Source organism: Geodermatophilus sp. URMC 63, assembly GCF_053502565.1.
In genome coordinates, this window is record NZ_CP199956.1 from 134,936 (window position 1) to 148,816 (window position 13,881).

Below are 13,881 nucleotides of genomic sequence, written 5' to 3' on the forward strand. Positions count from 1 at the left end.
TGCGCAGGCAGGTGGGGCGCCGCGGAGGGCGCCGGACCATGCCGAGCAGCGCGAGGACCGCGAGCACGTGGCCGGGGACGATGAACACCCAGCGCAGCACCACGTCCTCGAGGACCGAGGCGGGGTCGACGGCCACGCTGGTGAGCAGCCCGGCGACGGGCAGCAGCGGCGCGACCGCGAGCAGCCGCCAGGGCCGGTCGGCCGGCTCCCCAGGGCGCCCGGACCGCCAGAGGACCGCGGCGGTCAGCACCCCGGCGAGGGCCGGAACGACCTCGCCCACGGGGTGCAGCGCCGGGACGACGGCGGCCACGACGCACGCCACCGCGGCCGTCAGGGCACACGCCAGCACCCACTTGATCCGCCTGTCCACACCAAGGGTGTCGGCAGCGCGGCGGGCCGGCAGGAGCCGCGGCGGGCCCCCCTCACCCCAAGGAGGGGGGCCTCGGCTCAGGAGCAGATGGCGCCCTGCGCGGCCGAACCGACGAGCTTGGCGTACTTGCCGAGCACCCCGGTGGTGTAGCGCGGGGGCAGCGGCGCCCAGTCCGCGCGGCGGCGGGCGAGCTCGTCGTCGTCGACCAGCAGGTCCAGGGTGCGGGTCCCCAGGTCCAGGCGGATGCGGTCGCCGTCCTGGACCAGGGCGATGGGGCCGCCGTCGGTCGCCTCGGGGGCGACGTGGCCGACGCACAGGCCCGTCGTCCCGCCGGAGAACCGTCCGTCGGTGAGCAGCAGGACGTCCTTGCCCAGGCCCGCGCCCTTGATCGCGCCGGTGACGGCGAGCATCTCGCGCATGCCCGGCCCGCCGCGGGGGCCCTCGTAGCGGATGACGACGACGTCGCCGGCCTGCAGGGTGCCCTCGGTGACGGCGTCCATGGCGCCCTGCTCGCCGTCGAAGACGCGCGCGGTGCCCTCGAAGACGTCGGCGTCGAAGCCCGCGGACTTCACCACCGCGCCGTCCGGGGACAGCGAGCCGCGCAGGATCGTCAGGCCGCCGGTCGTGTGGATGGGGTTCTCCATCGCGTGCACGATCGTGCCGTCGAGGTCCGGCGGGGCGATCTCGGCGAGGTTCTCGGCCATGGTCTTCCCGGTCACGGTGAGCGTGTCGCCGTGCAGCAGGCCGGCGTCGAGCAGCGCCCGGAGCACCACCGGCACGCCGCCCACGCGGTCGATGTCGGTCATCACGAACCGGCCGAAGGGCTTGACGTCGGCCAGGTGCGGCGTGCGGTCGCCGATGCGGTTGAAGTCCTCGAGGGTCAGGTCGACCCGTGCCTCGTGCGCGATGGCCAGCAGGTGCAGGACGGCGTTGGTCGAGCCGCCGAGCGCCATGACCACGGTGATGGCGTTCTCGAACGCCTCCTTGGTCATGATCTGGCGCGCCGTGATGCCCTGGCGCAGCAGGTTGACCACGGCCTCGCCGGAGGCGACGGCGAACGCGTCGCGGCGGCTGTCGGGGGCCGGCGGGGCGGCGCTGCCGGGCAGGGCCATGCCGAGCGCCTCGGCCACGCTGGCCATCGTGTTGGCGGTGTACATGCCGCCGCACGAGCCCATCCCCGGGCAGGCGGCCCGCTCGACGGCGGCCAGCTCGTCCTGGCTGATCAGCCCGCGGGCGCACGCGCCGACGGCCTCGAAGACGTCGATGATCGTCAGGTCGTCGCGGTCCCCCAGCTTCCCGGGCAGCGTGGAGCCGGAGTAGAGGAAGACGCTGGCCAGGTCCAGCCGGGCGGCGGCCATGAGCATGCCGGGCAGCGACTTGTCGCAGCCGGCGAGCAGGACCGAGCCGTCGAGGCGCTCGGCGAACATCACCGTCTCGACCGAGTCGGCGATGACCTCGCGGCTGACCAGCGAGGCCCGCATGCCCTCGTGGCCCATGGAGATGCCGTCGGAGACGGAGATCGTGCCGAACTCCAGCGGGAACCCGCCGGCCGCATGCACGCCCTCCTTGGCCCGCTTGGCCAGCCGGTCCAGCGACAGGTTGCACGGGGTGATCTCGTTCCACGACGACGCGACGCCGATCTGCGGCTTGTCCCAGTCGTCGTCGCCCATGCCGACCGCGCGCAGCATCGCCCGCGCGGGGGCCTTGGTGATGCCGTCGGTCACCTCGCGGCTGCGGGGCTTGACGTCGGCGGTGGTGCGGGGCTCGTCCACGGTGGTCACGGACGAGCAGCGTAGGCCGGGCGGCGGCCCGTGCCGAGGCGCCGTCGATACTGGTACCGACACCACCACCGAGGAGCGCGCCGTGTCCGCCACCGCCCGGTCCGAGCTGGCCGAGTTCCTGCGCTCGCGCCGCCGGCAGGTCGACCCGCGGGCCGCCGGGTTGCCCGCGGGCGGGGCGCGGCGGACGCCGGGGCTGCGCCGCGAGGAGGTCGCGCTGCTCTCGGGGGTGAGCCACACCTGGTACACGTGGCTGGAGCAGGGCCGCGACATCCGCCCCTCCCGGCAGGTGGTCGACGCCCTGGCCCGGACGCTGCGGATGTCGCCGGCCGAGCACGAGTACGTGCGGCGGCTGACCGGGCACGGCGGCGCTCCCCCGGCCGACCCCGACGGCGGGATGCCCGCGCACCTGCAGCGCCTGCTCGACGCCCTGGACCCCTCCCCCGCCTACACGATCACCGCGGACTGGTCGATCGTCGGGTGGAACCGCGCCTACCAGCGGCTCTACCCGGGCGTGGCCGCCGTCCCCGCCGCCGAGCGCAACCTGCTGTGGCTGGTCTTCACCGACCCGGCGGTGCGCGCGCTGCTCGCCGACTGGCCGACCGACAGCCGGCGCTTCCTCACCCAGTTCCGCGCGGAGGTCGGCCCGCGGCTGGCCGACCCGGCGGTGGTCGACCTCGTCGCCCGGCTCGAGGCGGCCAGCCCGCACTTCCGCGCCGGGTGGGCCAGCCGCGACGTCGACCGGTTCAGCTCCGCCGAGCGCCGCTTCGAGCACCCCGAGGTCGGTCCCCTGCTGCTCGAGCACCACCAGCTGACGCCGGCCGACGCGCCCGGCCTGCAGCTCGTCGTCTACACCGCGGTCGAGGGCAGCGACGCGGCGCAGCGGCTCACCACGCTGGCCGGGTGAGGTCAGGGCGCGTCGATGCGCCCACCGGAGAGCACCGCGAGACGCGGGAGGTCACGCGCCCGCAGGACCGGCAGGCGCACCTCGGAGCCGCCGGTGGTCACCAGCCGGAGCCGGGCGCCGCGGCCGACGCGGATGCCGGCCAGGTCGCTCCACGCCACCCGGCGCGGGCGCAGCAGCGAGTGGGTGGTGATGCCGTCCTCGTCGACGTCGACACCGACCCGCAGCACCCAGGCCGCGGCCAGCAGCGGGAGCAGCAGGACCAGCGCGGCCCACGGCGAGGCCGCGGCGAAGGGCAGCACGCAGACGGCGAGGAAGACGACCGGCAGCAGGGAGACCCGGCTCAGCCGCATGCGCGCGAGGGCAGCCACGGCTGCCCATGCTCCCAGGCGCCGTGGTCCCGGGACCTCAGTACGCGGCCACCACGTTGACCAGCGGCTCCCCCGCCAGCACCCGGCGGAGCTGGTCGAGGACCGCGGCCTGCGCCCGGGCATCGGTGTCGGGCACGGAGCCGGCCACGTGCGGGGTGAGCAGCAGGCCGGGCGCCGACCACAGCGGGTGCCCCTCGGGCAGCGGCTCGGGGTCGGTCACGTCGAGGGCGGCGCGCAGCCGGCCCGCGGTGAGCTCGGCCAGCAGCGCGTCAGTGTCGACGACGACCCCGCGGGCGGCGTTGACCAGCAGCGCGCCGTCGCGCATCGAGGCGAGGAACGCGGCGTCGACCAGGCCGGTGGTCTCCTCGGTCACCGGGACCACCACGACGACGACGTCGGCCTCCGGCAGCAGCCGCGGCAGCTCGTCGGTGCCGTGCACGCCGTCGCGGGCGGTGCGGCCGACGAGGGCGAGGTCGACGTCGAAACCGGCCATCATGGCGCCCACCCGGCGGCCGATGTCGCCGGCGCCGACCACCACCACCCGCGCCCCGACCAGCGAGGAGTAGGTGCGCGGCGTCCAGCGGCCGGCGTCCTGCTCGCGGACGAGGTCGGGCAGGCCGCGCTGGACGGCCAGCGTCGCGGCCACGACCCACTCCGCCGTCGACGGGGTGTGGGCGCCGCGGGCGTTGCAGAGCACGACGCCCTCGGGCAGCCGGCCGACGAAGCGCTCGGCCCCGGCGCTGGTCAGCTGCACCAGCCGCAGCGCCGGGAGCGCGGCCACGAACCCCGGCTCCGGTGAGGCGCCGCCGCTGGGCGGCACCCACACCTGCGCCCGGGCGGCCTCCCCGGTCGGCGGGCCGTCGTCCGGGGTGGCCGGGAAGGCGCGCACCCGCGGGTCGAGCGCCTCGACCGTGGCGGCCGTGTCGCGCGAGGGGACGAGGACGGTCAGCGTCTCGTCGGGGCCGACGACGTCGGTGCCGCGGATCTCGGGAGCCACGGCACCCGACCCTAGGCGGGTGCGGCGGCAACCCCCTGGGCGGTGGCGATCCGGGCGTCCTCGGGGCGGACCACGGACAGCTGCGTGGACTCCGGCGGCAGCAGCGTCTGGAACAGCCAGTCGGCGGCGACGCGCACCCGGTTGGCCGTCGCCGGCAGCGCGTAGAGGTGGTACCCGCGGGTGACGACCTTGGCCAGCGGGCCGGTCAGCGGGACGCCGAGCGGCCGCGCCACGGCGTCCCAGCCGCCGAGGTCGGCGACCAGGCCGAGGTCGCGGTGCCGGTACCGGCGGGGCCGGCCGACGCCGAGGTCGGCGGCGACGTTGCGGCCGAGGACCGCGCCCTGCCGCTGCGCGTGCTGTGCCGTCGGCGGGGTGTCGGGCCGTGTCCCGCCGTCCGCGGAGACGGCGAGGTCGGGGACGGCGGCGGCGTCGCCCGCGGCCCACACGCCCGGCGCCCCGGGGACGGCGAGGTCGGCCCCGACGACGAGCCGTCCCCTGCGCAGCGGCAGCCCCAGCCGGCCGACCAGCGGGTGGGCGACCACCCCGGCGCCCCAGACCAGTGTGCGGGTCGGGACGGTCTCGCCGTCGGTCAGGACGACGGCGCCGTCGTCGACGGACACGACCGACGTCCGCAGCCGGACGTCGACCCCGCGGCGGGCGAGCAGCTCCAGCGCGCGGCGGCCGAGCTCGGGGCCCAGCTCGGGCAGGACGGCCGGGGCGACGTCGACGAGCAGCCACCGGACCTCGGCGGCGCGGGTGCGGTCCCAGCGGCCCTCGATGCGGCGCAGCCAGCGCTGGGTCTGGGCCACCACCTCCGTGCCGGTGTACCCGGCCCCCACGGCGACCACGGTGAGCCGCGCCGCCCGTTCCGCCCGGCCCGCCGGGGTGTCGGGCAGCGCGTCGGCGAGGTCGAGCTGCTCGAGCAGGTGGTCGCGGAGGAAGACCGCCTCGACCAGGGTCTTGAGCGCGCGACCGTGCTCGGGGACCCCCGGGACGGGCAGCTGGCGGGTGACCGAGCCGGGCGTGAGGAGGAGCCGGTCCCACGACATCGGCGCCGTCGTCCCGTCGGGCCGCTGCAGGGTCAGCGACCGGGCGGCCAGGTCGACGTCCTCGACCCGGCCGAGGACCAGGCGCACCCTGGGCAGCAGCCGCCGCAGCGAGACCGCGACGTGCCGGGCCTCCACCACCCCGGTCGCCACCTCGGGCAGCAGCGGGCTGTAGAGCAGGTAGTCCGTCGGGGTCACCAGCACGAGGTCGGCCGCGCCGGGCGGCAGGGTCCGCTGCAGCCGGCGCAGGGCCGCCAGCCCCGCGAACCCCCCGCCGACGACGACCACGCGCGGCCGCACCGGGCCGGACACCGTGCTGTGCATGCCGACCTCCGTCGCTCGGACAGCGGGTCCGGCCAACCTAGCGGCCGGAGCACCCACGCCGGTGGGGTCGCGCGCGCGGTCGGCATCCGGCTCCGGCCGCCGGTCGCGGACCGGCCGTACTGTGGACCGGGTGAGGCGGCTGCGGGGACGGCGTGCCGCCGCCGGGTGCGCGGTGGCCCTGACGCTGCTGCTGGCCGCCTGCGGCGAGGACGGCTACGAACCCGCCGGACCCTTCCGGCCGCTGCCCGAAGGGGCGCCGCCCGAGGTCGGGCCGCCCACCGAGTCCTCCCCCGCCCCGTCGCCGGGCGAGCCGGCCGGCCCCGGCTCCGGCACGGCCCCCGGGGACCCCAACGTGGTCGCCACCGGCCTGACCGTGCCCACCGGCCTGGTCGTGCTCCCCGACGGCAGCGCCGTGGTCGGGGAGCGCGAGACCGGCCGGCTGCTGCAGGTCTTCCCCGACCGCTCGCCGGCACGGGAGCTCATGACCGTGTCCGGCGTCGACACCGCCGGTGACGGCGGGCTGCTGGGACTGGCGCTGTCCCCCACGTTCGACGAGGACGGCCTCTTCTACGCCTACGTGTCGACGCCGGCCGACAACCGCGTCGTGCGCTTCCCCCTCGGCGGCACCCCGAACCCGGTGCTCACCGGCATCCCGCGCGGCGAGGTGCACAACGGCGGCGGCCTGGCCTTCGCCCCCGACGGCACGCTGTTCGTCGGCACCGGCGACACCGGCGCCCCGGCGCTGGCCCAGGACCCGGTGTCGCTCGCCGGCAAGGTGCTGCACGTCGACGTCTTCGGTCAGCCGGTCGGCGCCGGGCCGGTCTACAGCCGCGGGCACGCCGACGTGACCGCGCTGTGCCCGTCGCTGGACGACCCGCGCGCGCTCTACTCCGTCGACGAGTCCACCGACGGGCCGGACGAGCTCAACGCCGTGCTCGAGGACAGCGACCACGGCTGGCCCGCGGTCGGGTCCACCAGCACCGGCCCGCTGCTCGAGGTCCCGAACGCCGAGGGTGGCCTCGGCGGCTGCGCGGCCGTGGGCGGCACCGTGTTCCTCGGCGCACTCGACGGCCAGCGCGTGTACGTCGTCCAGACCGAGGCCGGCGCCGTCGTCGAGGAGCCGACCGAGCTGATCGCCGGACGCTACGGCCGGCTGCGCACGGTGGTGCTCGACACCGAGGGCGGGCTGTGGGTGACGACGTCGAACAGGGACGGCGTCGGCACCCCCGCCGAGGACGACGACAAGGTGCTGCGCATCCTGCCGCCCGCGGCGACCGGCACCTCCCGGCTGTGACACCGCGGTCCTACCGGACCGCACCGCGGCAGGTGGCCGTCCCCGACCTGAGCTGACCCCCACCGTCGCACCCCTCGCGGAGCCCTCCGGGGCCCATTCGGGCCCGACACGGCGGCGAGCCGCCGTCACCCCCCGAGGACGCGCTCCTCGAGCATCCGCCTCACCGTGGGGGCGTCGGCCTGGCCGCGGGTGGCCTTCATGACCTGGCCGACCAGGGCGCCGAGCGCCTGCACCTTGCCGCTGCGCACCTTGGCGACGACGTCGGGTGCGCCGGCGATCGCCGCGTCGACCGCGGCCACCAGCTCGTCGGACTCCCCCATGACCGCCAGCCCGCGGGCCTGCACGACCCCCCGGGGGTCGCCCTCGCCGGCGAGCACGCCGTCGAGCGCCTGCCGCGCGAGCTTGTCGTTGATCGTGCCCTCCGCGACCAGCGCGGCCAGCTCGGCGACCTGCGCCGGCGTGACGGCGAGCTCGGCCAGCTCGACCCCGGCGTCGTTGGCCCGGCGGGCCAGCTCGCCCAGCCACCACTTGCGGGCGTCGGCCGGCGAGGCACCGGCGGCGACGGTCTGCTCGACCAGCCCGAGGGCCCCGGCGTTGACCAGCCAGGTCATCTCGGTGGCCGACAGGCCCCACTCCTCCTGCAGCCGGGCACGCCGGGCGGCGGGCAGCTCGGGGAGGTCGGCGGCCAGCTTCTCGATCCACTCGGCGTCGGGGGCCAGCGGCACGAGGTCGGGCTCGGGGAAGTACCGGTAGTCGGTCGCCTCCTCCTTGCTGCGGCCCGGTGACGTGCTGCCGGTGTCCTCGTGGAAGTGGCGGGTCTCCTGCACCACCCGGCCCCCGGCGTCGAGGACGGCGGCCTGCCGGCGCATCTCGTAGCGGACGGCGCGCTCGACCGACCGCAGTGAGTTGACGTTCTTCGTCTCGGTGCGGGTGCCCCACTCGGGGCTGCCGACCGGGGCGAGGGAGGTGTTGACGTCGCAGCGCAGGCTGCCCTGCTCCATCCGGACGTCCGAGGCGCCGAGGGTCTGGATGATCTCGCGCAGCTCGGTGACGTAGGCGCGGGCCACCTCGGGGGCCTTCGCGCCGACCCCGGGGACCGGCCGGGTGACGATCTCGACCAGCGGGATGCCCGCGCGGTTGAAGTCCACCAGCGAGTGGTCGGCGCCGTGGATGCGCCCGGTGGCCCCGCCGACGTGCAGGTTCTTGCCGGTGTCCTCCTCCAGGTGCACCCGCTCGATCTCCACGCGGTGGGTCTCGCCGTCCACCTCGACGTCGAGGTGCCCGGCGGTGCACAGCGGCTCGTCGTACTGGCTGGTCTGGAAGCCCTTGGGGATGTCCGGGTAGAAGTAGTTCTTCCGGGCGAAGCGCGACCAGGGCGCGATGCGGCAGCCCAGCGCCAGGCCGATCCGGATGGTCGACTCGACGGCGGCGGCGTTGGCCACCGGCAGCGACCCGGGCAGCCCGAGGCACACCGGGCAGGTCTGGGTGTTGGGCTCGGCGCCGAAGGTGGTCGAGCAGCCGCAGAACATCTTCGACTCGGTGCCCAGCTCGACGTGGGTCTCCAGGCCGATGACGGGCTCGTAGCGGGTGAGGACGTCGTCGAACTCGACGAGGGTCTCGCTGCGGGTCTCGCTCACGTGCGGGGGTCTCCCTTCGGGGCGGTGCTGCGCCCGGTCAGCCACGCACCGACCGCGGTGAGCACCCCCAGGACGAGGAACACGGCGAAGAAGGCCTCGCCGGTGACCAGCCAGCCGACCACGCCGACGAGGACGACGAACACGGTCAGGCCCCAGGCGGCCTTGAGGGCACCGTTCACGCAGCACGCTCCACGAGGCGGTCGGTCAGCGGGGCGCCCAGCGCCGCCTCGACGGCGGCGGCGACCAGGTAGCAGCGGTCGTCGGCCAGCGCCGGTGCCATGACCTGCAGGCCCACCGGCAGCCCCTCGGACAGCCCGCAGGGCACCGAGATGGCCGGGACGCCGGCGAGGCTGGCCGGCAGCGTGCACAGGTCGGCGGCGTACATGGCCAGCGGGTCGTCGACGCGCGCACCGATCGGCCAGGCGACGGTGGGGCTGGTCGGGCTGACCAGCACGTCGACGCCGCCGCCGTCGTCGTCGTCGTCGAAGGCGGCGCCGAAGTCACGGCCGATGAGCGTGCGGACCTTCTGCGCCTGCCCGTAGTAGGCGTCGTAGTAGCCCGCCGACAGCGCGTAGGTGCCGAGGATGATCCGCCGCTTGACCTCCGGCCCGAAGCCCTGCTCGCGGGTGAGCGCCATGACGTCGTCGACGTCGCGGCTGCCGTCGTCGCCGACGCGGATGCCGAAGCGCATCCCCTCGAAGCGGGCCAGGTTCGACGACGCCTCGCTCGGGGCGATGAGGTAGTAGGCCGGCAGCGCCAGGTCGAACGCCGGGCAGGACACCTGCCGGACCTCGGCGCCGGCGGCCTCCAGCAGCGCGACGGCCTCGGCGAACCGGTCCAGGACGCCGGCGTCGTAGCCCTCGCGGGAACCCTCGCCGCCGAGCTCACGCACGACGCCGACCCGCAGGCCGGCCAGGTCGCCGCCGGCCCCCCGGCGGGCGGCCTCGACCACCGCGGGCACGGGGGCGTCGATGGACGTCGAGTCGCACGGGTCGTGGCCGCCGATCGCCTCGTGCAGCAGGGCGGCGTCCACCACCGTGCGGGCCATCGGGCCGGCCTGGTCGAGGCTGGAGGAGAAGGCGATGAGCCCGTAGCGCGAGACCGAGCCGTAGGTGGGCTTGTGCCCGACCAGGCCGGTGAGCGCCGCGGGCTGCCGGATCGAGCCGCCGGTGTCGGTGCCGAGGGCGAAGGGCGCCAGCCGGCCGGCGACGGCGGTGCTCGACCCGCCGGAGGACCCGCCGGGGATCCGGTCGGTGTCCCAGGGGTTGCGGGTGGGCCCGTAGGCGGAGTTCTCGGTGGAGGAGCCCATCGCGAACTCGTCCATGTTGGTCTTGCCGAGCAGGACCGTGCCGGCGTCGGCGAGCCGGCGGGCGACGGTCGCGGAGTACGGCGGGCGCCAGCCCTCGAGGATGCGCGAGCCGCTGGTGGTGGGCAGGCCCTCGGTGACGAAGACGTCCTTGAGCGCCACCGGGATGCCGGCCAGGCCGGTGCCCGCGCTGCCGGCGGCGTCGATCTCGGCGGCGCGCCGCAGGGCGCCCTCGTCGTCGACGTGCAGGTAGGCACCGAGCGCCCCGTCCTCGGCGTGGATGCGCTCGAGGTGCGCGCGGGTGACCTCGACGGAGGTGGTCTCGCCGGACGACAGCGCCTGCTGCAGCTCGACGACGCTCAGGGCGGTGAGGTCGCTCACGCCTCCTCCCCCAGGATGCGCGGCACGCGGAAGCGGTCGTCCTCGGCGGCGGGGGCACCGGCCAGGACGACGTCGCGCGGCAGGCTGGGCCGGGTGACGTCCGGTCGCAGGACGTTGGTCAGCGGCACGGCGTGCGTGGTCGCGGCGACGTCGGCGACGTCGGCGCGCTGCACCCGGGCCACCGCGTCGAGGACCGCACCCAGCTGGCCGGCGAAGCGGTCGAGCTCCTCGTCGGTGACGGCCAGGCGGGCCAGCCGCGCGAGGTGCGCGATGTCCTGGCGGTCGAGGGCCGGGTGCGCGCCGGGGTCGGGCATCGGCTCGGTGCTCATGAAGGGGGAGGACTCCTGTCGTCGGCGCCGGCCGGCGCCAGGGACGCAACCCGGTCACTGTACGTGGACCGGTGCCGGCCCCGGGGCGGCCGGGACGGTGACTCGACCGGAGGGCCTCGCATGGGGGAAGCTGCTGGGGCCACGCGATCGACGAGGATCGGCCAGCAGCTCGACGTCGTCAGCGGAGGAACCGTGTCCCATCTCCTGAGGCTGGTCGTCCCGGACCGCCCCGGCCTGTTCGGCGCGGTGGCGACCGCGCTGGGCACCGCGGGCATCGACATCGTCTCGGTCGACGTGCTCGAGCGCGGCAACGGCGTCGCCGTCGACGACGTCGTGGTCGACCTGCCCCCGGGCCGGCTGCCCGACAGCCTGATCACGGCCGTGCAGACGGTGCCGGGCGTGCAGGTGGAGGCGCTGCGCCCCTTCCACGGGCCGTTGGACACCCACCGTGAGCTCGACCTGCTCGAGGCACTGGCCCGCGCCGCCGAGGGGACCGCCGTCAAGCTGCTCGCCGCCGAGCTGCCGCGGGTGTTCCACAGCGGCTGGGCGGCGGTGCTGCAGGCGGCCGAAGGGCGCGGGTGCGAGGTGCTCGCCGCCTCCGACGCCGCGCCGACCTTCGACGGGATGCACCTGCCGTGGCTGCCGCTGGCCTCGCCGCGGCTGCTGCCCAGCGAGGACGACTGGCTGCCCGAGCGCTGGCGGGAGATGGCCGTCGAGATGATGGCCGCGCCGTTCGGCGACCCGGGGACGGCGACCGTGGTCGGCCGATCCGGTGGGCCCGCCTACCGGCGCTCGGAGCTGCTGCGGCTGACCCACCTGACCGGCATCGCCGCGAGCGTCGCCCACCTCCCGCCGGTCTGAGCCCGGCTGGCTCCACAGCTGTCCCCACGCTTCTCTGACCTGTGTCTTCGCCGTCCGCAGGTCGTGTTCGACCCTCTGTTCGAACGTACGATCGAAGACGTGACGACGGGGTCGTTGCGCGAGGTGCGCAACGCACCTGCGGTGCCCGACCTCGCGTCGCCGGCCGTCGGGTGGGCGGCCGGCCCGCTGGGTGAGGTGCAGGCCGCCGAGCGGGAGATCTCCCGCCAGACGGCGCGCCGCGCGCGGGCCATCGCCGCGTTCGCCGCGACCCGGCCGGCCTCGACGGACCGGGGGCAGGGTGAGCGTGGCGCGATGTCGGCCGAGCGGTGGGCGGCTCGGGCGGACGTGCTGCGCCCGGTGAGCGAGTGGGCCGCCCAGGAGTTGTCCATCGCGCTCGACGTCACCGCGCAGCGCGCCGAGGCCGAGCTCGAACGGTCCCTGCTGCTCGTCTCACGGCTGCCGCGGGTGATGGGCGCGCTGGAGTCGGGGCGGCTGCACGCCGGGCACCTGTGGTGCCTGCTCGAGCACGTGGCCCCCATCGCCGACGATGCCGTCCGCGCTGCCATCGAGGCGGAGCTGCTCGCCCGGCTGGGTCAGCGGCAGCGGGTGACCACCCCCGGCCAGCTCGGTGACCGGGTGCGGCGCGCGGTCGCGAAGCACGACGCCCGCGACGCCGCCCGCGACGCCGCCCGCGATCTCGTGCGGGCGCTGCGGGAGCGCGGTGTCTCGGCCCGGCCCGAGCGCACGGTGGGCATGTCGACGTTGACGGTGGTGTGCACCACCGCTGAGGCGCAGGCGCTGCTGCGGGCGCTGTCGGCCTACGCCGACGCGCTGGAGCCCGACCCGGCCGATGACCGCACCCGCGGGCAGAAGATGGTCGACTGCCTGCTCGACCTGGTGCTGCGGCCCGGGAAGTCCGACCTGCCGCCGGTGCAGGTGCTGCTGACCATCGTGGCCTCGGTGCAAACCCTGCTCGACGGCGACGGCCTCGGCGAGGTCGACGGGCAGCTGGTACCCGCGGAGATGGCCCGCCAGCTCGCCCGCGCCTTCGCCGGCCTGGAGCCAACGGGCCCCGCCGACTCGCCCTCGGACGCCACCGGCACCGGCACCACCGGCACGGGCCCCGCCTGTTCCGACGCCGGGGAGCCCAAGGACGGCGGGGCCATGGGCGGTGGGGAGCCCGTGGACACCAGCGAGCCTGTGGCCGCCGATGAGCTGCTGGCCGCCGACCAGTTCTCGGACGCTGGGGGGCCCACAGACGTCGAGGGCGGCCCGGTCGACCGGGCCGCCGCGCAGCTCGACGCGGGGGACTTCGACCGCTGGCTCGACGAGCTGGTGCGCGAGGCCTTCGGCGACGCACCGGCATCCGGCGACCCCGGCTGGACACCCGACCGGCCACCCGACCCGGCCAGGGAGGACACGACCCCCGGTGACGAGGACGACGCGCCGGCCCCGGCACCCACCGGCGCGGACGCCGGGCCGCTTGCCCGGAGCGGGATACCGGAGCGCCACGGCACCGCTGCGCCCGCAGACGGCAGCCCCTCAGCCGGCGGCTGGTGGGCGGCGGCCGACCGAGCCGTCGAGGACGCCGCCGTCGCGGTGCACACCGCCCGCCTCGCCCTCGGTGCGGCCGAGCGGATGGTGGCCACCGCCCGGCGGGCCGACGCCGCCGACGAGACCGCCTGGCAGACCAGCCCCGCCGGAGAGGTGAACACCGCCGCCGACGCGCTCGGTGCGCTGGCCGCCGCCACCGACACCCAGCGCGGCGACCTCGCCGCCCTGCTGGCCACCACCGCCGGCGGCGGACTGGCCGACCGCCCCCGCCTCGCCCTGGTCGACGCGGTCAGCGGTGCTCTGCTCGTCCTCACCGACCTACCCGGACTGCGCCGCACCGCACACTGCGGCGCCCGCGCCTGCCGCCGCCGGCCCGGCACGTGCGGCCACGACCTCACCGGCCGCCCCGACCTGACCGTGCCCGCGCCGGCCGACGGCTACCGGCCCGCCGCGGCGTTGGACCGCTTCGTCCGCGCCCGCGACCGGCACTGCCGCTTCCCCGGCTGCCGCCGCCGCATCCCGAGGGTCGGCGAGCTCGATCACGTCACGCCCCACCCGGACGGGGAGACGTCCGCGACCAACCTGGCCGGCTTCTGCACCACCCACCACCGCGGCAAGCACCAGGCACCGGGCTGGACCCACACCCTCACTCCCGAGGGCACCCTCACCGTCACCACACCCACCGGCCTGACCGCGGTGACCACCCCACCACCGTTCTGAGCGACCACC

Annotated in this window: 12 protein-coding genes; 4 read left to right on the plus strand and 8 right to left on the minus strand. The window is 76.3% G+C overall.

Features of this window, described 5'->3' with window-relative positions:
• Positions 1-447 precede the first annotated feature (447 nt).
• On the minus strand, positions 448-2,151 hold the full coding sequence (gene ilvD / locus ACWIZO_RS00690; RefSeq protein ID WP_448640653.1) for a dihydroxy-acid dehydratase: 1,704 nt from the start codon (positions 2,149-2,151) through the stop codon (positions 448-450).
• An 82-nt stretch (positions 2,152-2,233) separates the two neighbouring features.
• Here ilvD and ACWIZO_RS00695 point away from each other — a divergent pair, with 82 nt between their 5' ends.
• A complete protein-coding gene (locus tag ACWIZO_RS00695) occupies positions 2,234-3,055 on the plus strand; it encodes a helix-turn-helix transcriptional regulator (protein WP_448640654.1) in 822 nt (273 codons plus the stop codon).
• A 2-nt stretch (positions 3,056-3,057) separates the two neighbouring features.
• On the opposite strand, the gene ACWIZO_RS00700 is transcribed toward ACWIZO_RS00695, so the two are convergent.
• From ACWIZO_RS00700 to ACWIZO_RS00710, 3 genes are read right to left on the minus strand one after another with little or no spacing between them, the layout of a single operon-like run.
• Positions 3,058-3,423, minus strand: a complete 366-nt coding sequence (locus ACWIZO_RS00700; RefSeq protein WP_448640655.1) for a PH domain-containing protein — start codon at positions 3,421-3,423, stop codon at positions 3,058-3,060.
• Between the two features lie 37 nt (positions 3,424-3,460).
• Positions 3,461-4,420 (minus strand): 2-hydroxyacid dehydrogenase, encoded by a 960-nt coding sequence (locus ACWIZO_RS00705; RefSeq protein ID WP_448640656.1) that lies wholly within the window; start codon positions 4,418-4,420, stop codon positions 3,461-3,463.
• 11 nt (positions 4,421-4,431) lie between these two features.
• Complete coding sequence (locus tag ACWIZO_RS00710) at positions 4,432-5,790, minus strand: NAD(P)/FAD-dependent oxidoreductase (RefSeq protein WP_448640657.1); 1,359 nt, start codon at positions 5,788-5,790, stop codon at positions 4,432-4,434.
• Positions 5,791-5,920: 130 nt separating this feature from the next.
• Here ACWIZO_RS00710 and ACWIZO_RS00715 point away from each other — a divergent pair, with 130 nt between their 5' ends.
• Positions 5,921-7,084: a PQQ-dependent sugar dehydrogenase gene (locus ACWIZO_RS00715; protein ID WP_448640658.1), complete on the plus strand. Its 1,164-nt coding sequence runs from the start codon at positions 5,921-5,923 to the stop codon at positions 7,082-7,084.
• 125 nt (positions 7,085-7,209) lie between these two features.
• Here ACWIZO_RS00715 and gatB read toward each other — a convergent pair whose 3' ends face one another.
• The 4 genes from gatB to gatC are packed head-to-tail and all read right to left on the minus strand — an operon-like array spanning position 7,210 to position 10,737.
• Complete coding sequence (gene gatB / locus ACWIZO_RS00720; protein ID WP_448640659.1) at positions 7,210-8,721, minus strand: Asp-tRNA(Asn)/Glu-tRNA(Gln) amidotransferase subunit GatB; 1,512 nt, start codon at positions 8,719-8,721, stop codon at positions 7,210-7,212.
• On the minus strand, positions 8,718-8,900 hold the full coding sequence (locus ACWIZO_RS00725) for a hypothetical protein (protein ID WP_446756936.1): 183 nt from the start codon (positions 8,898-8,900) through the stop codon (positions 8,718-8,720). The genes gatB and ACWIZO_RS00725 overlap by 4 nt, the downstream gene beginning before the upstream one ends.
• A complete protein-coding gene (gene gatA / locus ACWIZO_RS00730) occupies positions 8,897-10,408 on the minus strand; it encodes an Asp-tRNA(Asn)/Glu-tRNA(Gln) amidotransferase subunit GatA (protein WP_448640660.1) in 1,512 nt (503 codons plus the stop codon). Before gatA ends, ACWIZO_RS00725 begins: the two co-directional genes overlap by 4 nt.
• Complete coding sequence (gene gatC, locus ACWIZO_RS00735) at positions 10,405-10,737, minus strand: Asp-tRNA(Asn)/Glu-tRNA(Gln) amidotransferase subunit GatC (protein ID WP_448640661.1); 333 nt, start codon at positions 10,735-10,737, stop codon at positions 10,405-10,407. The genes gatA and gatC overlap by 4 nt, the downstream gene beginning before the upstream one ends.
• Positions 10,738-10,929: 192 nt before the next feature.
• On the opposite strand from gatC, the gene ACWIZO_RS00740 reads away from it, so the two are divergent.
• Positions 10,930-11,598, plus strand: coding sequence for an ACT domain-containing protein (locus ACWIZO_RS00740; protein ID WP_448640662.1), 669 nt, complete (start codon positions 10,930-10,932; stop codon positions 11,596-11,598).
• Between the two features lie 99 nt (positions 11,599-11,697).
• A complete protein-coding gene (locus ACWIZO_RS00745; RefSeq protein ID WP_448640663.1) occupies positions 11,698-13,872 on the plus strand; it encodes a DUF222 domain-containing protein in 2,175 nt (724 codons plus the stop codon).
• Positions 13,873-13,881: the final 9 nt, after the last annotated feature.